The 21,908-nt window shown below is 56.4% G+C and carries 22 protein-coding genes; 18 read left to right on the top strand and 4 right to left on the bottom strand.

Annotated elements, in window-relative coordinates; translation table 11 throughout:
- Positions 1–74 precede the first annotated feature (74 nt).
- The 7 genes from AC1MEE_RS00825 to AC1MEE_RS00795 all read left to right on the top strand — a co-directional run bounded on the left by AC1MEE_RS00825 (position 75) and on the right by AC1MEE_RS00795 (position 7,622).
- Positions 75–284, top strand: a complete 210-nt coding sequence (locus AC1MEE_RS00825) for an SEC-C metal-binding domain-containing protein (protein WP_480413252.1) — start codon at positions 75–77, stop codon at positions 282–284.
- Positions 285–516: 232 nt separating this feature from the next.
- A complete protein-coding gene (locus AC1MEE_RS00820; protein WP_480413251.1) occupies positions 517–2,994 on the top strand; it encodes a penicillin acylase family protein in 2,478 nt (825 codons plus the stop codon).
- Between the two features lie 421 nt (positions 2,995–3,415).
- Positions 3,416–4,198 carry a transporter substrate-binding domain-containing protein gene (locus AC1MEE_RS00815; RefSeq protein ID WP_480413250.1) on the top strand — a complete coding sequence of 261 codons (783 nt, stop codon included), beginning with the start codon at positions 3,416–3,418 and terminating at the stop codon, positions 4,196–4,198.
- Between the two features lie 81 nt (positions 4,199–4,279).
- Positions 4,280–5,008, top strand: a complete 729-nt coding sequence (locus AC1MEE_RS00810) for an ABC transporter permease (protein WP_480413249.1) — start codon at positions 4,280–4,282, stop codon at positions 5,006–5,008.
- A complete protein-coding gene (locus AC1MEE_RS00805; RefSeq protein WP_480413248.1) occupies positions 5,005–5,715 on the top strand; it encodes an ABC transporter permease in 711 nt (236 codons plus the stop codon). The genes AC1MEE_RS00810 and AC1MEE_RS00805 overlap by 4 nt, the downstream gene beginning before the upstream one ends.
- Before the next feature lie 11 nt (positions 5,716–5,726).
- Positions 5,727–6,845, top strand: a complete 1,119-nt coding sequence (locus tag AC1MEE_RS00800; protein WP_480413247.1) for a succinylglutamate desuccinylase/aspartoacylase family protein — start codon at positions 5,727–5,729, stop codon at positions 6,843–6,845.
- Positions 6,846–6,857: 12 nt separating this feature from the next.
- The gene (locus AC1MEE_RS00795) at positions 6,858–7,622 is read left to right on the top strand and encodes an ABC transporter ATP-binding protein (RefSeq protein ID WP_480413246.1); all 765 of its coding nucleotides are present in this window, start codon (positions 6,858–6,860) and stop codon (positions 7,620–7,622) included.
- A 143-nt stretch (positions 7,623–7,765) separates the two neighbouring features.
- Here AC1MEE_RS00795 and AC1MEE_RS00790 read toward each other — a convergent pair whose 3' ends face one another.
- Positions 7,766–7,975 (bottom strand): hypothetical protein, encoded by a 210-nt coding sequence (locus AC1MEE_RS00790; RefSeq protein ID WP_480413245.1) that lies wholly within the window; start codon positions 7,973–7,975, stop codon positions 7,766–7,768.
- Between the two features lie 108 nt (positions 7,976–8,083).
- Positions 8,084–8,650 (bottom strand): dCTP deaminase, encoded by a 567-nt coding sequence (gene dcd / locus AC1MEE_RS00785; RefSeq protein WP_480413243.1) that lies wholly within the window; start codon positions 8,648–8,650, stop codon positions 8,084–8,086.
- A gap of 321 nt (positions 8,651–8,971) precedes the next feature.
- Here dcd and AC1MEE_RS00780 point away from each other — a divergent pair, with 321 nt between their 5' ends.
- Positions 8,972–9,181, top strand: coding sequence for a cold-shock protein (locus tag AC1MEE_RS00780; RefSeq protein ID WP_014336857.1), 210 nt, complete (start codon positions 8,972–8,974; stop codon positions 9,179–9,181).
- A gap of 185 nt (positions 9,182–9,366) precedes the next feature.
- Here the strand turns inward: AC1MEE_RS00780 and apbC are convergent, their stop codons facing one another.
- Positions 9,367–10,461, bottom strand: coding sequence for an iron-sulfur cluster carrier protein ApbC (apbC, locus tag AC1MEE_RS00775; RefSeq protein WP_480413242.1), 1,095 nt, complete (start codon positions 10,459–10,461; stop codon positions 9,367–9,369).
- A 175-nt stretch (positions 10,462–10,636) separates the two neighbouring features.
- Between apbC and metG the strand changes: the two genes are divergently transcribed.
- From metG to AC1MEE_RS00735, 8 genes are all read left to right on the top strand, one after another.
- Complete coding sequence (metG, locus tag AC1MEE_RS00770) at positions 10,637–12,679, top strand: methionine--tRNA ligase (RefSeq protein WP_480413241.1); 2,043 nt, start codon at positions 10,637–10,639, stop codon at positions 12,677–12,679.
- 134 nt (positions 12,680–12,813) lie between these two features.
- Entirely contained in the window at positions 12,814–13,401 is a 588-nt protein-coding gene (locus AC1MEE_RS00765; protein ID WP_480413240.1) for an Rnf-Nqr domain containing protein, read from the top strand.
- Positions 13,398–14,264, top strand: coding sequence for an electron transport complex subunit RsxB (rsxB, locus tag AC1MEE_RS00760; protein WP_480413239.1), 867 nt, complete (start codon positions 13,398–13,400; stop codon positions 14,262–14,264). Before AC1MEE_RS00765 ends, rsxB begins: the two co-directional genes overlap by 4 nt.
- 22 nt (positions 14,265–14,286) lie before the next feature.
- The gene (locus AC1MEE_RS00755) at positions 14,287–15,294 is read left to right on the top strand and encodes an RnfABCDGE type electron transport complex subunit D (protein WP_480416119.1); all 1,008 of its coding nucleotides are present in this window, start codon (positions 14,287–14,289) and stop codon (positions 15,292–15,294) included.
- Positions 15,291–15,914 (top strand): RnfABCDGE type electron transport complex subunit G, encoded by a 624-nt coding sequence (locus AC1MEE_RS00750; protein ID WP_480413238.1) that lies wholly within the window; start codon positions 15,291–15,293, stop codon positions 15,912–15,914. The genes AC1MEE_RS00755 and AC1MEE_RS00750 overlap by 4 nt, the downstream gene beginning before the upstream one ends.
- Positions 15,911–16,576, top strand: a complete 666-nt coding sequence (locus tag AC1MEE_RS00745; RefSeq protein ID WP_480413237.1) for an Rnf-Nqr domain containing protein — start codon at positions 15,911–15,913, stop codon at positions 16,574–16,576. The genes AC1MEE_RS00750 and AC1MEE_RS00745 overlap by 4 nt, the downstream gene beginning before the upstream one ends.
- Positions 16,573–17,211, top strand: coding sequence for an endonuclease III (gene nth, locus AC1MEE_RS00740; RefSeq protein WP_480413236.1), 639 nt, complete (start codon positions 16,573–16,575; stop codon positions 17,209–17,211). The genes AC1MEE_RS00745 and nth overlap by 4 nt, the downstream gene beginning before the upstream one ends.
- Positions 17,212–17,316: 105 nt before the next feature.
- Positions 17,317–17,499: a PA3496 family putative envelope integrity protein gene (locus tag AC1MEE_RS00735; protein ID WP_480413235.1), complete on the top strand. Its 183-nt coding sequence runs from the start codon at positions 17,317–17,319 to the stop codon at positions 17,497–17,499.
- A 167-nt stretch (positions 17,500–17,666) separates the two neighbouring features.
- Here AC1MEE_RS00735 and AC1MEE_RS00730 read toward each other — a convergent pair whose 3' ends face one another.
- Positions 17,667–18,293, bottom strand: a complete 627-nt coding sequence (locus AC1MEE_RS00730) for a response regulator (protein WP_480413233.1) — start codon at positions 18,291–18,293, stop codon at positions 17,667–17,669.
- Positions 18,294–19,571: 1,278 nt separating this feature from the next.
- On the opposite strand from AC1MEE_RS00730, the gene AC1MEE_RS00725 reads away from it, so the two are divergent.
- Together AC1MEE_RS00725 and AC1MEE_RS00720 are read left to right on the top strand one after the other, a co-directional pair.
- The gene (locus tag AC1MEE_RS00725; RefSeq protein WP_480413232.1) at positions 19,572–20,117 is read left to right on the top strand and encodes a hypothetical protein; all 546 of its coding nucleotides are present in this window, start codon (positions 19,572–19,574) and stop codon (positions 20,115–20,117) included.
- A gap of 380 nt (positions 20,118–20,497) precedes the next feature.
- Positions 20,498–21,298, top strand: coding sequence for a hypothetical protein (locus AC1MEE_RS00720; RefSeq protein WP_480413231.1), 801 nt, complete (start codon positions 20,498–20,500; stop codon positions 21,296–21,298).
- Positions 21,299–21,908: the final 610 nt, after the last annotated feature.

The raw sequence follows: 21,908 nt of genomic DNA, 5'->3' as shown, positions 1-21,908 counted from the left end.
TTGTGCGTTCATCGCGTGCACCGGGAACGTAATGGCGAGATAATTCCCGCCAATTTTATTCCGGAGTAACTTCGATGAACCAAGAAACCCACGTTCACGGCCCAGACTGCAACCACGACCACGGTCATGACCATCACCACGACCACCAGCACGGACACGTCCATGGCCCAAACTGCGGTCATGCTCCCCAGGAGCCGGTGCGCAATACCTTGAAGGACGTTGGCCGTAACGATCCTTGTCCTTGCGGCAGCGAGAAGAAATTCAAGAAGTGCCACGGCGCTTGATCCGCTGATCGATGAACCCGTGGGAGATTCATTCGCGTGATAGGCGGCGTGTCAGGCCATTCGCGAATAAATTCGTTCCCACGGTAAATCTGACTTATCTGACACACAAAATACGCAACGCCCCCCTCTTCCAGCGACAAATCCGTACATTCGCCCCAATGGCCGCTTGCGTGGCGCGAGCCTGCTCACTAACGTAGCGCCTTTAAAACGTCACCCCCGCAGGAGCTTTCCCATGGCCTCGCCAGCCCTTTCACATTTTCTACCCCGGTTCGGCGTTGCCGCAGCAGTGATCAGCGTCCTGAGCCTGACCGGTTGTCAGCTCAACGGTACCGGTAGCGATACGCTTGCGCCGACCACCGGCGTGTTCCCGATCAAAGGGTTGGCGCAAAACGTTTCGGTACGCCGCAACAGCCTCGGCATGCCGCTGATCGAGAGCAACACCTTTCACGACGCGCTGTTCACCCTGGGTTATGTGCACGCCAGTGACCGCATCAGTCAAATGGTCAGCATGCGTTTGCTCGCACAGGGTCGCCTGTCCGAAATGGCCGGGCCCAGCGCGCTGGAAATCGACCGCCTGATGCGCTCGGTCAACCTGAAGAAGAGCGCCAATGAGCTGTACAACAGCTCCTCGCCACGACTCAAACGCTTTTTCGAGGTGTACGCGCGAGGTGTCAACGCCTACCTGTTCCGCTACCGCGACAAATTGCCGGCTGACTTGGCTGCGTCCGGTTATCACCCTGAGTACTGGAAGCCGGAAGATTCGGCGCTGATCTTCAGCCTGCTGAACTTCGGTATGTCGGTGAACCTGCAAGAAGAGCTCTCATCCCTGGTGTTGGCGCAAAAAGTCGGCGCGGACAAACTCGCCTGGCTGATCCCGACCTACCCCGATGAAGAATTACCGTTCGCCGAGACCGAGAAGCTCAAGGGCTTGAACCTTGCCCAAGTGCCGGGACTCAGCGATCTGAATAAGGCCGTCCTGCAACTGTCCGACCTGAACATGCTCGGCGTCGCCACCTCGAACAACTGGGTAATCTCGCCCCAGCGCAGTCGCAGCGGCAAAAGCCTGCTGGCCAACGATATGCATCTGCCGGCCACGCTTCCGTCAGCCTGGAGTTTCGTGCAGATCCGCGCACCGAAATATGAGGCCGCCGGGATGTCCATCGCTGGTCTGCCATTGGTGATGTCGGGCTTCAACGGCAAGCTGGCGTGGGGCATGACCACGGCCATGGGCGACAATCAGGATGTGTTCCTGGAGAAGCTCAAGCGCGAAAACAACACGCTGCTCTATATGGTTGATGGCAAATGGCAGCCCGCCATCGTGCGCAATGAAACCTTCTTCATCAAAGGCGAGCGCCCGGTTCGCGAAACCGTTTACGAAACTCGTCACGGCCCGCTGCTCAACAGCGCGCTGGACGAACGAAGCAGCCCGCAGCAACCCGTGCAACTGAACAGCGGTTTTGGTCTGGCCCTGCAAACCCCGGACTTTAAAGACGACAAGAGCATGGACGCGTTCTTCAATCTGTCCCGCGCGCAGAACGTGGAAAAAGCCTCGGATGCCATCCGCGAAATCCGCGCCATGGCATTGAACATGGTATTCGCCGATGCGCAGAACGTCAGCTGGCAAGTCACTGGACGCTTCCCGAACCGCCGCGAAGGGCTTGGCTTGCTACCGTCGCCGGGCTGGGACAGCCGTTATGACTGGGACGGTTTCGCCGACCCGATGTTGCACCCATACGATCAAGACCCTGCGCAGGGCTGGATCGGCACTGCCAACCAACGCACCATGCCTAAAGGTTATGGCATGCAGCTGTCCAATTCCTGGGGTTACCCGGAACGCGCCGAACGCATCGCCGAGCTGGCGGGCAGCGGCAAACAGGACAGCCGCAGCATGATCGCCATGCAGTACGACCAGACGACGACCTTCGCCGCCAAGCTGAAAAAAATGTTCGAAGCGCCTGGCATGGCCCAGCCGCTGAAACAGGCGATCGAGGCCCTGCCCGCGGCTGATCGCGGCAAGGCACACGACGCATTGACGCGCCTGATGGCGTTCGACGGCAAACTGTCCGCCAGTTCGGCCGATGCGGCGGTGTATGAGCTGTTTCTGCAGGAAAGCGCCAAGCAGATCTTCCTCGACGAACTGGGACCGGAAACCAGCCCGACCTGGAAAGCGCTGGTCGAAAACGCCAACTTCGCCTATTCCGCCCAGGCCGATCACCTGCTGGGACGTGAGGACAGCCCGTATTGGGATGACATCAGGACGCCGCAAAAAGAAGACAAGCCGACCATCCTCGCCCGCAGCCTGGCAGCTGCTATCACCGCTGGCGAAAGCCAGTTGGGCACCGATCACAAGGCCTGGCAATGGGGCAAACTGCACCGCTACACCTGGACCGCGCAAAATGGCCAAATGGCAAATCGCAGTCCGATCCCGGCAGGCGGTGATCACAGCACAATCAATATGTCGGGCTACAACTGGGGTCAGAACTTTGACACCTCACTGACCCCGGCCATGCGCATCATCGTCGACTTCGGCCAGCCGGAACCGATGATGAGTCAGAACAGCGCCGGTCAGTCCGGAAACCCGGCCAGCCCGCACTATGCCGACGGTATCGACTCGTTGCTCAAAGGCCAATACATGACCATCCCGATGCAGCCGCAGAACTTCGAAAAAGCCTACGGCAAGGAACGGCTGACGCTGACACCTGGCAAGTAATATAAGGGCACTGATCGTTCCCCCGCTCTGCGTGGGAACGCAGCGTCACGATCCTCGCCGAGGCCGACAGCCTCGCAGCGCTGCAAATTTTTCGAGTTGATACCTTTGGTGCCACATTTGGGTGCGACCCCATAAGCACGCCCGCATTTTGAGCATCGATACCCAACCTGCGAGCTTTCAAGTCCAGAGCGCGCACTCAAATGGCACCTTATCCAGCCAATAAGTTCGTCTATCCTGTAGGTCGTTCTGAGCTCGCGATGATCACTTGCACATCAAAGTCATCATTGCGACAACTGTGTACATTTAAAACGCACGTTCGTCTCTTTGGTTCAAAAATTGCTATCTTCTACCCGTCTGGCGCTAGCCGGTAGCAAGAGCTTCGCGTGTTCCCAACGCTCATTTTGGTTTTAAGGACTGATCAATGAAAAAAGCATGGCTGACCCTTTCCGCATTGGCTATTTGTCTGGCCGCTGGTAATGCAATGGCCAAGGAATACAAGGAACTGCGCTTCGGCGTCGATCCTTCTTATGCACCTTTCGAATCGAAAGCCGCTGACGGCAGCCTGGTGGGCTTTGATATCGACTTGGGCAATGCGATCTGCGCCGAGCTGAAAGTTAAATGCAAATGGGTCGAAAGCGATTTCGACGGCATGATTCCTGGCCTGAAGGCCAACAAATTCGACGGTGTTATCTCGTCGATGACCGTAACAGAGGCCCGTGAGAAGGTTATCGACTTCTCCAGCGAACTGTTCTCCGGCCCGACTGCGCTGGTGTTCAAAAAAGGTTCGGGCATCTCCGCCGACACCGCTTCGCTCAAAGGTAAAACCGTTGGCTATGAGCAAGGCACCATTCAGGAAGCCTATGCTAAAGCCGTTCTGGACAAGGCTGGTGTCACTACCAAAGCCTACGCCAACCAGGATCAGGTTTACGCTGACCTGACTTCCGGCCGTCTTGATGCTTCCGTACAAGACATGCTGCAAGCCGAACTAGGCTTCTTGAAGTCGCCACAAGGTGCTGATTACGAGGTCAGCAAGCCAATCAACGATCCGTTGCTGCCGGCAAAAACCGCAGTCGGTATCTCGAAAGGCAACAAAGACCTCAAGGCACTGCTGGACAAAGGTATCAAAGCGCTACACGACGACGGTACCTACACCAAAATCCAGAAAAAGCACTTTAACGATCTGAACCTGTATAGCGGTAAATAACATCCCGACGCCCATCGATTTCAGGTGAGAATCCGTCACCCGATTCGATGGGCGTTTTTTTGACCGCAAAAGGCTTGATCCATGTTCGACGAAATGCTGCAAAACCTTGGGTTGTCTGCTCTCAGCTTGAAAGGCTTCGGCCCACTGCTGCTTCAGGGCACCTGGATGACCATCAAATTAGGAATCCTGTCGCTGCTGGTGAGCGTTGTGCTCGGCCTGATCGGCGCCAGTTCCAAACTGTCCAGCCTGCGCGTATTGCGCATTCCGGCGCAGATCTACACCACCTTGATACGCGGCGTGCCCGACCTGGTGCTGATGCTGCTGATCTTTTACAGCCTGCAAACCTGGCTGACCGGCCTCACCGAGGCCATGGACTGGGATTACATCGAAATCGACCCGTTTGCTGCCGGGGTCATCACCCTGGGGTTTATCTACGGTGCCTATTTCACCGAAACCTTCCGTGGCGCGATTCTCTCCGTCCCGCGCGGTCAGGTCGAAGCCGCTACCGCCTACGGCCTGAAACGTGGCCAACGCTTTCGTTACGTGGTGTTCCCGCAAATGATGCGCTTCGCCCTGCCGGGCATCGGCAATAACTGGATGGTGATGCTCAAGGCCACGGCACTGGTGTCGATCATCGGCCTCGCCGATCTGGTCAAGGCGTCTCAGGATGCCGGTAAAAGTACGTATGAACTGTTCTACTTCCTGGTCGTGGCTGCATTCATTTACCTGCTGATCACCAGCGCCTCGAACTTTGCCCTGCGCTGGGCCGAACGACGCTATGCCGCAGGTAGCCGGGAGGCACAACGATGATCGAACTTCTTCAAGAATACTGGCGGCCCTTCCTTTATAGCGACGGCCAGCACATCACCGGTCTGGCAATGACCATGTGGCTGCTCAGCGCCTCGATCTTCATCGGCTTTCTGGTGTCGATCCCGCTGTCTATCGCTCGGGTTTCGCGCAAGTTCTGGGTGCGCTTGCCGGTTCAGTTCTACACCTACCTGTTCCGCGGGACGCCGCTGTATATCCAGTTGCTGATTTGCTACACCGGTATCTACAGCATCGCGGCAGTGCGCGCGCAGCCATTGCTGGATACGTTTTTCCGCGACGCGATGAACTGCACGATCCTCGCCTTCGCCCTGAACACCTGCGCCTACACCACGGAGATCTTTGCCGGGGCAATTCGCAGCATGAACCACGGTGAAGTCGAAGCAGCCAAGGCCTATGGTCTGACCGGCTGGAAGCTTTATGCCTATGTGATCATGCCATCGGCGCTGCGTCGTTCGCTGCCCTTCTATAGCAACGAAGTGATTCTGATGCTGCATTCGACCACCGTAGCGTTCACCGCGACCGTGCCGGATATTCTCAAGGTCGCGAGGGACGCCAACTCGGCGACGTTCATGACCTTTCAATCCTTCGGTATCGCCGCCCTGATCTACTTGACGGTCACCTTTGCCCTGGTCGGCCTGTTCCGGTTGGCCGAGCGCCGCTGGCTGGCCTTTCTGGGCCCGGCTCATTAGGACGTTTTTACATGCGCTACCATACGCACGATCTGCTCGCCCCCCTGCCAGGGACCGCGCGGCAGATCCACAGCTTTCATTACGGCCCTGAAAACAGTGGCCGCAAGATCTACATCCAGGCCTCCCTGCATGCGGACGAATTACCCGGCATGCTGGTGGCCTGGTACCTGAAACAGCGCCTGGCCGAACTGGAAAAGGCCGGCCACCTGCTGGGCGAAATCGTCGTGGTCCCCTTGGCTAACCCGATCGGCCTGGAACAGGTGGTGATGGACATCCCGCTGGGCCGCTACGAACTGGAGAGCGGGCAGAATTTCAATCGCTGGTTCGTCGACCTCAGCCAGCAGGTCGGCGACGACGTCGAAGCCCGACTCAACGATGACCCGCAGCACAACCTCGAACTAATCCGCAGCAGCCTGCGCGCGGCATTGTCCGCCAAAGTCGCCAGCACGCAGTTGCAGTCGCTACGGCTGACGCTGCAACGCCTGGCTTGCGATGCCGACATGGTGCTGGACCTGCATTGCGACTTCGAAGCGGTGGAGCACCTGTACACCACGCCCGACGCCTGGTCGCAGGTCGAAGCGCTGTCGCGCTATCTCGGTGCCCAGGCCAGTCTGTTGGCCACTGATTCCGGCGGGCAGTCGTTTGATGAATGTTTCACCCTGCTCTGGTGGCAGTTGCAGCAACGCTTCGGCGAGCGCTTTGCGGTGCCCACGGGCAGCATTTCGGTAACGCTCGAGTTGCGCGGCCAAGGCGACGTCAATCATGCCCTGGCCAGCCGCGACTGCCAGGCATTGATCAGCTACCTGATGCACTACGGCGTAATTGCCGGGGAGCCGACGCCACTGCCGGAGTTGCTGTACCCGGCAACTCCGCTGGCCGCTGTCGAACCGGTCGAAACGCCCGCGGGCGGTCTGCTGGTGTTCTGCGCTTTGCCTGGCGAGTATCTGGAAGCCGGGCAGAAAATCGCCGAAATCATCGACCCGATCAACGATCTGGTAACGCCGATCCACACTCTCAATCCCGGTTTGTTGTATGCGCGCTCTTTGCGACGCATGGCGACCGCCGGCATGGTCATCGCTCACGTCGCAGGCACCGAAGCCTACCGTAGCGGTTACCTGCTTTCTCCTTAAGGACTGCACGGCATGTACAAACTGACCATCGATAGCCTGCACAAATGCTATGGCGACAACGAGGTGCTCAAAGGCGTATCGCTCAAGGCCAGCACGGGCGACGTGATCAGCCTGATCGGCGCCAGCGGCTCGGGCAAAAGTACCTTCTTGCGTTGCATCAACTTTCTCGAAACACCCAATAGCGGCGCCATGACCCTGGACGGCCAGTCCGTGCGCATGATCAACGACCGACACGGCATGCATGTCGCCGACCCCGATGAACTGCAGCGCATCCGCACGCGTCTGGCGATGGTGTTCCAGCATTTCAACCTGTGGAGCCACATGACCGTACTGGAGAACGTCAGCATGGCCCCGCGCCGTGTGCTGGGCGTTTCCAAACGCGAAGCCGAAGAGCGCGCGCGCAAGTACCTGGACAAGGTTGGCTTGCCGGCCCGCGTCGCCGAGCAATACCCGGCGTTCCTCTCTGGCGGCCAACAACAGCGCGTGGCCATTGCCCGTGCACTGGCGATGGAACCTGAGGTCATGCTGTTCGACGAACCGACCTCGGCCCTGGACCCGGAACTGGTCGGCGAAGTACTCAAAGTGATTCAGGGTCTGGCCGAAGAAGGCCGGACCATGATTATGGTCACCCACGAAATGAGCTTCGCCCGCAAGGTCTCGAATCAGGTGATGTTCCTGCACCAGGGTCTGGTCGAAGAACAGGGCCATCCTGACGAAGTACTGGGCAATCCGCAAAGCGAACGGCTGCGACAGTTCTTGAGCGGGAATTTGAAGTAAACCGGAAACCCGGCTTCTACCCCTGCACGAAGACACAAGCGGGCTTGCCCGCGAGGCGGTATATATCTGACACACCGCACCGCGCCCGACTCTTGTGATGGGGGACAGGGCCGTTGTGGGCGCTAATTGACCCGCGGGCTCACTCAAACCACAGGCTTGGGTGGCGGCTCATCTGGAAGGGTTGGCTCACCGGGCTCTTCCGGCTGCTCGTTAGGGGAGTCGGGATCCGGCTGCGTCGGAATACCGCCGCCCCCGCTGCCTTGCGGATGCGCAAGCAACGACCAGGCCAGCAAACCCACGTAATTGTGTTTAGTGTCTACAACGGGGGCGATGCGTTTCGACTTCATCTTCATAGGGCACTCCTGAGCATCGGTCCTTCTCGCTTGCCGCGAGAGGGAACCGCTCAGTCAGTAGAGTGCCGAAATGATCACTAATTCCCTGCGTGCCGGATCAACGGCCGATCACGTGCGGGGCAGTGTCACGCCGCGTTGGCCCTGATACTTGCCGCCACGGTCCTTATAAGAAATTTCGCACTCTTCGTCGGATTCCAGAAACAGCATCTGCGCCACGCCTTCGTTGGCGTAGATTTTCGCCGGCAAGGTCGTGGTATTGGAGAATTCCAGGGTTACGTGGCCTTCCCACTCAGGCTCGAGCGGCGTTACGTTGACGATAATCCCGCAACGGGCGTACGTGCTTTTTCCCAGACAGATGGTCAGCACATTGCGCGGAATGCGGAAATATTCGACTGTGCGTGCCAGGGCGAACGAGTTCGGCGGAATGATGCAGACATCGCTTGTAACGTCGACGAAGCTCTTTTCATCGAAATTCTTCGGATCGACGGTCGCCGAATTGATGTTGGTGAACACCTTGAATTCAGCAGCACAACGCACGTCGTAGCCATAGCTGGACACACCGTAGGAGATCAGCCGGCTAGCGCCTTCACCACGCATCTGACGCTCTACGAAGGGCTCGATCATGCCGTGCTCTTGCGCCATGCGGCGAATCCACTTGTCCGATTTGATGCTCATGGCGGTGTCCTGAATAGCGAGGTGGAAAAATATGTCCGGCATCTTACCGGGCCGGGCCGTCCGGTTCAAAGACTCTAGAGGTCTCCGTCATCGGTCCAAACGGACCTTTAGTCACGAAAATAAATAATCGTGAACAAGACCATTGGCACGTTCCTGAAAAAGGGTTAAGGTGGCGCCACTGTGTTGCTTGTGTCACTGAGAATCTCTACACGATGTTGAATTTCGATCCAACCATCTCCAAGAATTTTTCCTGCTCTTTGCACTCAGTCTCGGCCAGGGCTTTTCCTGAGTCGCAGTTAACTTTGTCCAAGGAGATACACCATGTCTAATCGCCAAACTGGTACCGTTAAGTGGTTCAACGATGAAAAAGGCTTCGGCTTCATCACTCCACAATCCGGTGACGACTTGTTCGTTCACTTCAAAGCTATCCAATCTGACGGCTTCAAAAGCCTGAAAGAAGGCCAACAGGTCTCTTTCGTCGCTACCCGCGGCCAGAAAGGCATGCAAGCTGAAGAAGTTCAAGTTATCTAACTTGTACTTATTCGCTTAAAAAGAGCCCCGCCCTCAAAAGCGGGGCTTTTTTGTGCCTGTGTGTTTTGTAAAAGACACTCAGGACTGTAGGAGCGCGCTTGCCCGCGATGAAGGCGACTCGGTGTGCCAGACACAACGCCATCGCGGCGGGACGCGTAGTTGCAAGCGCGCTCCTACATGAAGCTTCAGTCGTCGCTGATGGTGATGCTCGGCATTGCCTGCGCCTGAGCTTCCTGCAAGACGATCCGCGCGCCCACGTGACGTGCCAGCTCCTGATACACCATGGCGATCTGGCTTTCAGGCTCGGCAATCACCGTCGGCTTGCCACCGTCCGCCTGTTCGCGAATCAGTATCGACAGCGGCAATGACGCCAGCAGTTCGACATCGTATTGCGCCGCCAACTTCTCGCCGCCGCCCTCACCGAACAGATGCTCTGCGTGACCACAATTGGAGCAGATGTGCACCGCCATGTTTTCCACCACACCCAGCACCGGGATGTTGACCTTGCGGAACATCTCGACGCCTTTCTTGGCGTCCAGCAACGCCAGATCCTGCGGAGTGGTGACAATTACAGCGCCCGCCACCGGGACTTTCTGCGCCAGCGTCAGTTGAATATCACCGGTACCTGGTGGCATATCGATGACCAGATAGTCCAGATCATTCCACGCCGTTTGCGTGATCAGTTGCAGCAGCGCACCTGAAACCATCGGACCGCGCCAGACCATCGGCGTGTTGTCATCGGTCAGGAATGCCATGGACATGACTTCAATGCCATGGGACTCGATGGGCACGAACCACTTCTGATCCTTGATCTTCGGCCGCGTGCCTTCAGGGATGCCAAACATCACACCTTGGCTCGGACCATAGATATCGGCATCGAGAATGCCGACCCGCGCACCTTCACGAGACAGTGCCAGCGCCAGGTTCGCGGCGGTGGTGGATTTACCCACCCCGCCTTTACCGGAAGCGACGGCGACAATGTTCTTCACATTGGCCATGCCCGGAATCTGCCCCTGAGCCTTGTGCGCGGCGATCACGCTGCGGACGTCGACCTTGGCCGACGACACCCCATCGAGCCCCTCGATAGCCATTTGCAGCATTTGCGCCCAGCCGTTCTTGAACAAGGCTGCGGCATAGCCCAACTCGAGTTGCACGTTGACGCGGTCGCCCTGGATATCGATGGCACGAACACAGCCAGCGCTGACAGGATCCTGATTCAAATAAGGGTCGGTATATTGGCGAAGAACGGCTTCCACCGCTGCGCGATTAACGGCGCTCATGGCTACTCCCGATAATAAAGACTGAGTAAAACAGGCGGCTATCCTACGCCTTAGCTGCTTTGGCAGCACGCCGATCATGCGCTTGATTGCAGGCAATACGGGGCGACGAGGTGAAAAATATCGCCCGGACCTTTATAGTGGCCGACCTCCGTTTCACTTCAAGTAGCCGAGCCCCATGTCCGAGCCACGCAAGATTCTCGTCACCAGCGCCCTGCCCTATGCCAATGGATCAATCCATCTTGGCCACATGCTTGAGTACATCCAGACCGATATGTGGGTGCGCTTCCAGAAGCATCGCGGCAATCAGTGCATTTATGTCTGCGCGGACGACGCCCACGGCTCGGCAATCATGCTGCGTGCTGAAAAGGAAGGCATTACCCCGGAACAACTGATCGACAACGTCAAGGCTGAACACAGCGCCGACTTTGCCGACTTCCTGGTGGACTTCGATAACTTCCACTCGACGCACTCCGACGAAAACCGTGAGCTGTCGAGCATGATCTACACCCGCCTGCGCGACGCCGGCCACATCGCTACCCGCTCGATTACTCAGTATTTCGACCCGGAAAAGAAGATGTTCCTGGCCGACCGCTTCATCAAGGGCACCTGCCCGAAATGCGGCACCGAAGATCAGTACGGCGACAACTGCGAAAAGTGCGGTGCGACCTACGCCCCGACCGACCTGAAAGATCCTAAATCGGCGATTTCCGGTGCGACGCCGGTATTGAAAGAGTCCCAGCATTTTTTCTTCAAGCTGCCCGACTTCGACGCCATGCTCAAAAGCTGGACCCGCAGCGGTACGTTGCAAGAAGCTGTGGCGAACAAAATCGCCGAATGGCTGGATGCAGGTCTGCAACAGTGGGACATCTCTCGCGATGCGCCGTATTTCGGCTTCGAGATTCCAGGCGAGCCAGGCAAATATTTCTACGTCTGGCTGGACGCGCCGATTGGCTACATGGCCAGCTTCAAGAACCTCTGCGCACGCCGCCCTGATCTGGACTTCGACGCCTACTGGGCCAAGGACTCCAGCGCCGAGCTGTACCACTTCATCGGCAAGGACATCGTCAACTTCCACGCACTGTTCTGGCCGGCAATGCTCGAAGGCGCAGGCTTCCGTAAACCGAGCGGAATCAACGTCCACGGCTACCTGACCGTCAACGGCCAGAAAATGTCAAAATCGCGCGGCACCTTCATCAAAGCCCGCACGTATCTGGACAACTTGTCGCCGGAGTACCTGCGTTACTACTACGCAGCCAAGCTTAGCCGCGGCGTCGACGATCTGGACCTGAACCTGGAAGACTTCGTGCAGAAGGTCAATTCCGACCTGATCGGCAAAGTAGTCAACATTGCCAGCCGTTGCGCCGGTTTCATCCACAAAGGCAATGCAGGCGTTCTGGTCGCGGGCAATGCCGCGCCAGAACTGACCGACGCATTCCTCGCCGCTGCTCCCGGCATCGCCGAAGCGTATGAAGCCCGTGACTTTGCCCGGGCCATGCGTGAAATCATGGGCCTGGCCGACCGCGCCAACGCCTACATCGCGGAAAAAGCGCCGTGGTCGCTGGCCAAACAGGAAGGCAAGCAAGACGAAGTCCAGGCCGTTTGCGCACTGGGCATCAATCTGTTCCGCCAACTGGTGATTTTCCTCAAACCGGTGTTGCCGCTGCTGGCCGCCGATGCCGAAAAATTCCTGAACGTCGCACCGCTGACCTGGGACGACCACCTGACGCTACTCAGCAATCATCAGCTCAATCCGTTCCTGGCGCTGATGACCCGAATCGATCCGGTAAAAGTGCAAGCCATGACCGACGCCTCGAAAGAAGACCTGACCGCCAGCCAGACCTCCACCACGCCGCAAGGCAATGGCGAACTGCTGAAAGAGCCCCTGGCCGCCGAGATCGACTTCGACGCGTTCGCGGCCGTTGACCTCCGCGTGGCCCTGATCCTCAAGGCAGAACACGTTGAAGGTGCTGACAAGCTGCTGCGTCTGACCCTGGATATTGGCGACGAACAGCGCAACGTCTTTTCCGGGATCAAGAGCGCCTATCCGAATCCGGCCGAGCTGGAAGGTCGCCTTACGATGATGATCGCCAACCTCAAACCACGCAAAATGCGTTTCGGCATCTCTGAAGGCATGGTGATGGCGGCAGGCCCTGGTGGTGAAGAGATCTACCTGCTCAGCCCGGACAGCGGCGCCAAGCCTGGCCAACGCATCAAGTAAGCCCGACAAAAAGCCCGCGAACAGCAACGTCTCGCTGTTGGCGGGCTTATTGCGCAAGAAGTACGACCGGCTTCCTTGACGGGTACTATCTTCCTTAAAGGCCCCCTCGCCTGCTCGCTTACCCCGGCACGACCATGACCGACTTCATTCTCACGCTCATCAGCGCCGCACTGATCAATAACCTCGTATTGCAGTTGCCGCTGAGCGTCGATCCGTTGTTCAACGCTACCCGCCAAACGGACTTCACCCGCTCGCAGGTGCATGCGCTGAGCATTGCGACCGCCTGGATCATGCTTTTGAGCACACTCCTCAGCCACCTGCTGTACCACTATCTGTTGTTGCCGCTGGACTTGGCATACCTGCGCTTGTTTGTGTTCCTGCCGGTCAGCGTATTGTCGATCACCCCCTGCTTGTCCGTGCTGTCCCGGCTATTGCCTCGGTTGCCGTTCGATGGACTGTGGCCGCTGCTGCTGGGTAACGCCGGCATCCTGGGCCTGGCGCTGCTGAGCACGCAGGCAGACAAAGGAATTTTCTTCACGCTGGCCCTGAGTCTTGGTGCTGGACTGGGCTTCTGGCTGGTGCTGAGCCTGTTTCACGATCTTCGCCACCGCATTCAAAGCCAGGACGTCCCGTTACCTTTTCGCGGTTTGCCGATCGAGCTGATCAGCGCCGGCTTGATGGGCCTGGCCTTTCTCGGCCTCAGTGGGCTGGTCAAACCATGACCCTGATCCAACAGATCGACGCGCTGCTGCCACAGACGCAATGCGGCAAGTGCGGCCATCCTGGCTGCAAACCCTACGCTCAGGGGATTGCCCGCGGCGAAGCGATCAACAAGTGCCCGCCCGGCGGTGACGAAACCATCGCCGCGCTCGCTCGGCTATTGGAAGTCCCTGTCGTGCAACTGGACCCTGAGCGCGGCCCGGCGCCGGCGCAGGTGGCGTTCATCCGCGAAGCCGAGTGCATCGGCTGCACCAAGTGCATTCAGGCCTGCCCGGTGGATGCCATCGTTGGCGCGGCAAAACTGATGCATACCGTGATCATCGACGAATGCACCGGTTGCGACCTATGCGTTGCGCCTTGCCCAGTGGATTGCATCGAAATGCACCCATTGCCGCTGTCCGGTGTGATCCCCATCGTTGGCGGCATGGCCTTCAGCAGCGAACAGCAACAGGCCCGCGCCAGCAAGCGCAACCACGCGCGCCAGCGCTTCGAAATGCGCAACGACCGGTTACGCCGCGAAGAAGAACACAAGCAGGCCGAACGGCTGGCACGTGCACAACGCCCGGTGCAAGCCCCAACAGCGTCACCGGCAGCGCTGAACCCCGTGCAGGCTGCCGTTGAGCGCATCCGGGCGCAGAAAGCCGCAGCCAATGACCAAGCGCTGAAAAAAGCCAAAATCACCCTGGCAATGAGCCGCGCGCAACTGAATAAATCGCTCAAGGCCTTCGGTCATCCACCCACCTACGAACAGCAAATGCAGCTGATCGTCTTGCAGCGCGAATTCGAAGCAGCGGAGCAGACCTTGAACGCGCTCGAAGCGACGGTTCAGGCACAACCCAAGGCCGATGCCCATGCCAAAGCCTGAGGCCCCCGGCGCGGTTGAAAAGATGGCCACGGTCGAACAGGTCAGCGAGCGTCTGCAAAAAACCATGGCGCTGGTGTTACTGGCCACGGTGCCCGGCGTACTGACGCTGCTGTGGTTTTATGGTTGGGGCGTTGTGATCAATTGGCTGCTGGCAGCCAGCATGGCCCTGGCGGTCGAGGCCGTGGCACTCAAGCTACGCCGACAGCCGCTCAAGCCCTCTCTGAGTGACGGTAGCGCATTGGTCAGCGCAACCCTGCTGGCCTTCGCCCTGCCGCCTTATTCGCCGTGGTGGCTAACGCTGCTGGCCAGCGGCTTTGCGCTGCTGTGTGGCAAGCATCTGTTCGGTGGCGTGGGTAAAAACCCATTCAACCCGGCCATGCTTGGGTACGCCATGGTGCTGGTGTCCTTCCCGCAGCAGATGAACCACTGGCCGGCGCCTCATGGCCTGAATCTGATGGGCGGACTGCAACAGATTTTCGGCTTCAGTTTCGGCTCAAGCGCGCAACCCGATGCCTGGGCCCAAGCCACTGCGCTGGATGCGTTGCGGATCAACAAGAGTCTGACCATCGACGAACTGTTCGCGAGCAACCTGTCGTTCGGCCGGTTCGGTGGCAGAGGTGCGGAATGGCTTAACCTGGCATTCCTCGCGGGCGGTGCGTTCCTGCTGCAACAGCGGGTGTTCACCTGGCATGCGCCGGTGGGGATGCTCGGCAGCCTGTTCATCATCAGCCTGCTCTGCTGGAACGGGTCGGGTTCAGACTCCCACGGTTCGCCGCTGTTTCACCTACTGACCGGTGCAAGCATGCTCGGCGCATTCTTTATCGCGACAGAGCCCGTGTCCGGCCCCAAAAGTCCACGCGCGCGTCTGTTGTTCGGCGTCGGCGTGGGTTTGATCACTTATTTGATTCGCACATGGGGCAGCTATCCGGACGGCGTCGCTTTCGCAGTGCTGCTGATGAACCTGGCCGTGCCCGCGCTAGAGCGCCTGAAGCCCCCCGAAGAAACAGAAAAAACCGGAGCGGCGTCATGAGTACGCCCTCCAAACCGCTTAGCGCACTGATCATCGCCCTCCTCGCCTGCCTTGGGGTTGGCCTGACGATCGCCCTGCAGCATGGTGCAGCACCGCGAATCACTGCGGAGCAGGAGGCTGCCCAAGCGCAAGCGTTTCTATCGGTCCTGCCGCCGGACAGTTACGACAATCAACCCTTGCAGCACCCGTTGACCCTGCCCGAGCGCACGCCTGACACCCAAGCGGTGATCGCCGCCTATCTCGTCACACGGGGTGGTCAACCCAGTGCCATCCTGTTTCACAGCCAGGCGCAGGGTTATTCCGGGACCATCGAGCTGTTGGTCGCGGTTTCGGCAAACGGCCAATTGATCGGCGTCAAAGTCCTCAAGCAGAGCGAAACACCCGGTCTCGGCGCACGCATCGCCACTGAGCCCAGCTGGCTGGCGAGCTTTCTCGGCAAGTCGCTGAGCGATCCGGCAGAGTCAGGCTGGGCATTGAAAAAAGACAACGGTCAGTTCGACCAGATCATCGGCGCGACGATCACCTCTCGGGCTACGGTCAGTGCGATCCATGAAACATTGCGCTTCTTCGATGCTCATCCGTCGCAACTGCTGTCGCCTTCCATCGGTAACCAGCCATGAATGAGCGAGCGCAACAGAACAACCGACTCAACGCCCTGCTCGGCCCGCTGAGCCTGACGCCGCTTTTGGGCGCGACTGACTCACTCATGCGGGCATTCGGGCTGCTGATGGCGCTGTGGGTCATTGGCGGCCTGCATGCTGCGCTGATCAGACTGATGCGACCGCGACTGAGCTCCGGCTCGTGCTTGCTCGCCAGCGCGCTGCTGGCGGCCGCACTGGTCAGTTGCGCCGAGCTGGTTTTGCAGGCACAAGTACTGGCGCTTTTTCAGGGATTAGGTATCTACCTGGCACTGATCAGCATCCATTGTGTGCTGAGCGAGCACACGAGCAACACAGCTGACGATCAACTTCACCACTCTCCACAGCTGCTCGCCCTGTTTAGTGCTCTGATGCTGATCCTTGGGCTGCTACGCGAGCTGATGGGCAATGGCACCTTGTTCAGTCATGCCCAATGGCTGTTCGGCGCAAGCGCGGCACACTGGGAAACTCATGTGTTCACTGGCGGGTTGCACCTTGCCTCACTGACACCCGGAGGACTTATCCTGCTGGGGCTGCTTCTGGCCGGGAGAAACGCCTGGGCGAACCGCTCAGGTTCAAGCCCATCGGCTGACACCGAGAACATCGATCAGCACTCCGCATCGAAGGAAACGCTTCACCCATGAACGCCGCAAAACGCCTGGAAATTTTCCGTCGCCTGCGCGAAGACAATCCGGAACCTAAAACCGAATTGGCCTACAGCTCACCTTTCGAACTGCTGATCGCCGTCATTCTTTCGGCCCAAGCGACCGATGTCGGGGTAAACAAGGCCACTGCACGCCTGTATCCGGTGGCCAACACCCCTCAGGCTATCTATGACCTGGGCGTGGCGGGGTTATCCGAGTACATAAAAACCATCGGTCTCTACAACAGCAAAGCGAAAAACGTTATCGAGACCTGCCGACTGCTGGTCGAGCTGCATGACGGCCAGGTACCGCAAACCCGAGAAGCGCTGGAGGCATTACCGGGGGTCGGGCGCAAAACCGCCAACGTTGTTCTCAACACCGCGTTCCGCCAACTGACCATGGCGGTCGACACGCATATTTTCCGCGTCAGCAATCGCACCGGCATTGCACCCGGCAAGGACGTGGTCGAAGTAGAAAAACAATTGATGAAATTTGTTCCAAAAGATTTCCTGCTCGATGCCCATCACTGGCTGATCCTGCATGGCCGTTATGTTTGCCAGGCCCGAAAGCCCCGCTGTGGCAGTTGCAGGATCGAAGACCTGTGCGAATACAAGAAAAAGACCTCTGACGATTGAGCGATAGAGGTTTTATTAGGTAATCGATTGAAAAAATCTTTTTTACCCGCTTCAGGAATGTCGCTATAAGGTGCGCCAATGACAGCCTAAGCCTGGAGTCACTTTATGAGCACTGGCAAAGAGCAACTGGACGTAGAAGACGACTTCGTTGCAGTCGAAGCGGATGAGGACGCGCACGCGCCTGTGGAGCAGGCAAAGACCAATTTGAGTAAACGTCGCACCATCGACAACCTCCTGGAAGAGCGACGCTTGCAGAAGCAATTGGCCGACTATGACTTCGATCTTTAAAGCATCAGCCCTCACAGCTGTTCACTGCCGGGCGATGACCATCGTATAAAGCCTCTCACCCGCGAGAGGCTTTAGCGTTTATTCAGTATCAATGTACTGCAGCGGCTCTAGAGCCTGCCCTCTCTATCCGATATTTCTGCCACCCCTGAACGCTGAGAAACGATGGATCAGACCAGTCCATTACGCTGAGCAAGCTCAATCAAGTCGACCAATGAACGGGCGTTGAGTTTGAGTAGCAAGCGTGTCTTGTATGTGCTGACGGTTTTATTGCTCAGAAACATTCCATCAGCAATTTCTTTATTGGTCTTCCCGCGCGCCAGCTGTTGCAGCACCATCATCTCCCGACCCGACAGGCGATCGACCATATCCGCTTCACTGGCATTTCCCAGGCTTGAGCGCACGGTGTGGAGTGCCTGGTTGGGGAAATAGCTATAGCCCGACAAAACGGCCTTGATAGCACTCAATAACTCCGTGAGATCTTGTTGCTTGCAAACATAGCCGGCCGCTCCTGCCTGCATACAGCGCATGGAAAAATGCCCCGGAGATTGCGAGGTCAGAATCAATACCTTGAAAGGCAGCGTCATGGCCGACAGACGGGCGATTACCTCGAGCCCATCCAGTTTGGGGATACCAATGTCAAGAATAACGATATCGGGCAAATGCTCGCGAGCCAGTTGCAGGGCGTCCACGCCATTGTCCGTTTCCGCGATGACCTCATAGCCATGGCGCTCCATTAGCATGCGTACAGCAAGGCGAATGACGGGGTGATCATCCACGATCAGCACTTTATTCATGGGCAAGTCCAATTTTCGCTGTTCGAATTTTCAGAGTCAGCACAATAGCCTAGTCGTTTAGTGCTTTGCATGGCGCCCCCCCCCGAGGACCAACACCCAAAGACCATTCCCACATAGACGACAGATGCATCCTACAAAAGACGCCATGCGCGATGTATTTTTTGAGCCTTTTTGACAATTGGCAACCCTCAAGGGTGGATTAAATGGTTACATCTTCGTTTGCTGATCTACAGCATCGCGATCCAAGTAATAGAATTATCACCGACCGGTCAAGCATCGGCCCAATACCCCTTCAGACTAATCAATCCGAGACCTGGCTATATCCTGTTCGCGATTCTGACCCAGCGGGACATGGCTACTAGCCACTACTTCTAACCGGCATACCGTGCTCGACCACCATCCTCCAAGGTCGGAACTTGCTCGCCGCAACGTCAGCGAAGCACGACCGTACTGATGAATGTCGTCGATCTACTGCCTACCCAGAATATGTCGGATTGTCAGACATGGCACAGGAGAAGCCTCATAAAATTATTACCAATTCCATCGTGGGTATCTCAGAGAGATTTGCCAATTCGAGACTGAAACATTACACACTTTTGCAGGGCTTATTGTCGTCCCCATGGGCTTTAGGAAAAAAGCTACACGCTATTCAGAAAACTCCTAGAACACCGATTTGCGAATACTGCTGGGATCGATACCCGCCCCCCATTTAACCAGTCTGTGTAGCTGATAAGTAATGCCCCCCCTGAGCTGACATCCCTGCGCCAGCGCACCTGACAAAAGACAGTGTCGTTAGTAGCGTCATGGCGAAAAGTACATAGTGCCTATACAAAGAGCTCATCCGACAATGAGTTAATGCTATTCATTGAATTCTAGCTACACCTGAGCAGACAAAGAGGAAAGGTACTACATCACACAAAGAAGACTTGTTAACCCCATGTAAGAAGTCGACGCTGCTTGCAACCCAATTCATGTAAAGCACTTTTTTCACTTGCAAATTTTATTACCAGTCGTTACTTTTTATCGAAAGCGACGCTATTAAGCCCTTTATATGAAGTGCGCAACGGAATCACTGAATAAAGTCATCTACTGCGCTTCAGCCTTTCGCTGACCGTGATTTCGCACACCCTCTTGGTCATTGAGTCGAGTTGATCAAACTCGGCAACTTAAACCTGGTCATTCAAGAGCCCCTACTTTCCCGACAGACAGCGGATCGAAGTGGCTCACACCTTATGAAGTGGCCATTCCCATTGCTACATTCAAAAAAGGTACATTATCGTGAACAATAAAGACCCACACCTCTCTTCTAAACCTGCCAATAAACTGGATTTGACTACCGCCGTGGAACAGTTCATTCAGCAAGGAGGCGTTATCAATGTAGTCCCTCATGGAGAAACAGCCGAGTTATCTATCGAGTCGGTGATCCCCCCCCGTCTCGATACAGAGCGGGAGGATGACAAACATAAAAAGCTGGAATTATTGAAGAGTTTGGTCGCGAAGGGCGCCGGTGTCAGCGCCCTACAATACTCTTTGAGAATGAACAAAAGAGACGTCAGGCGAATGGCTGGGGAGCATGGTCTGAAAATATCCTATAGCAGACCTATTCGCGGCGTCAGAAATGAGAAGAAGCAGGACCCGGACACCGTCGACGATGACGTCGCGGGTCACGCCATGCACTACTCCAGTCTGGGATACACCGCATGGGAGATCGCTCAGAAATTGAATTTAAGCGTGCGCCAAGTATGGAAAATCGGGCGAGACTATCGATTCGAGTTCAGGCAAACGAGCGACCGCGCAGGGCCCAGCCATCCACCCGAAGAATAAGCCATTGATAAGCCGAATGATCATCCCCCCACACTGTAGTGGGTAATGCGACAGACCCAAAGCCGGTAGAGGCGTGTTGACCGCGTCACGCTCAGCGTTTACTTATACGCCGATACCGGTTTGGACTTTCCCTCCTGCGCCTGCCCTGCCTGCATGAATCATTCTCGGGTTCATTGATCACCGATCGCAACAAAAGCGTCCTCACTACGTCCCGTTTAAAAAAAGTAATATGCCGCCCTGTCCTACTTCTTGAAAATACGACTACCTTTAAACATAGCCACTCACCTCCTTGTCTATTGCAAAGGCATCGACAATCAGTTTAAACACCCTCTACGCCCTCATACACGCTACGCAAATTAACGTTCTACCGAGGTACTATCATGATGAAAGAGTCCATCAACGGAATGAATCCAGTCAGCGTAATCGCCTTGTTCGCAGCGCTTTCCGAGGCGTCAGCGGCCACTGCACTGCCTTTCCTGGACGAGGACAGCCAGGACATTTACGTGTGGTTTTTAATTTTATTTCCGTTCGCACTGACGCTTATGTTTTTTCTGACGTTGAATTTCAACTATACCGTTCTGTATGCACCGTCAGACTTTTCCAATGAAAAAAATTTTCTCAAAATCTTCAAGAAACCCGACCTCCCCTTAGAGGACAGCACGCACAATGAACTTGCCGAACCTCCTACTTCTGACATCAAGAAAAATACGATCAGTGAAAAAACACTGTCGAATATTAAACCTGTGAAACATCATCCTCATCGTGCTGTACTGACGCGGTCCGGTCGCCCAAGCGCATCGCCTGATTACAGAACACAGCAAGACGCCGTTGAAACCAAGGTCGCGGTCAGCTTGAAAACGGCCTCATCAAGCATCCAACACTTCCGCTCGTTCTCCAAACTTCTGGCGCTCCCGGCTAACAAGGTAGATGTCATCTATGGAGGACCCATTTCTTGTATAGACGACCTTGAGCAGCTTTTATCCTTGCTGACCATTAAGGGTTGCTCTGCACATCGAAACGACGTTCAAGCGACGCGATTGATTTTATTGCTTAAAGACCGGAATGCTCAGATCAGCACGGGTGATCTCATGACGCTGGCTAACCAGTTTTCAAAACGCACACAACACCCTGATACATTCGCCGTCTTGACGCTCGACTCAAGCGAAGTTTTCTTTTTATAAATCATTGTTCGCAAACACGGCTGTACTGTTCAACTACTCGCAGTCCTCCGTAGGAAAAAACCATAGAAATGAACGCTGATTCTAGAATTCATCATGTTCTATTCGTTTTCTGGCGTAGGAATCTACTTTAAGGTGCCGAGGCAAGCTCTTCCAATGCCGTCCGACTGACGAGAGCAGCCTTGAATACCTGAAGGTTTCAACAGTGATACTTAAAACCGGATTAATTTTCCAACATTGCGACCTGAAGCGACCTCTAACAAAAGCAGCTAGTGTTGTGAAAGGCAAAGTGTGATCGCACCCGATTCCCGAAGTCGTGGCGTCCGTATCACGCAGTAAAACACTCACCGACAATAGTGGGGTTTAGCACCCCGCCGAATGACCGAACAGGAAACACTATGTCTAAACTGAAAGAATTCCACGACACCGAACAGGCACTTGAACAGCAACTACAATTGCTGGAGTCGCTTAAAAAAATGCAATACTCATGAAAGAGCTTGAATTTGAATCAAAACTTAAAGCATTGATGAAGCGGTACCGTAAAACGCTGGGGGACATCATTACGTTGCAAGAACATTCAGTGCCATCACCTGACAACACTGTCCATGAACAA

Source organism: Pseudomonas sp. ASL3 (genome assembly GCF_056680425.1).
Note: the sequence above shows the minus strand (reverse complement) of the source record. Positions and strands in the feature narration are given on the sequence as shown.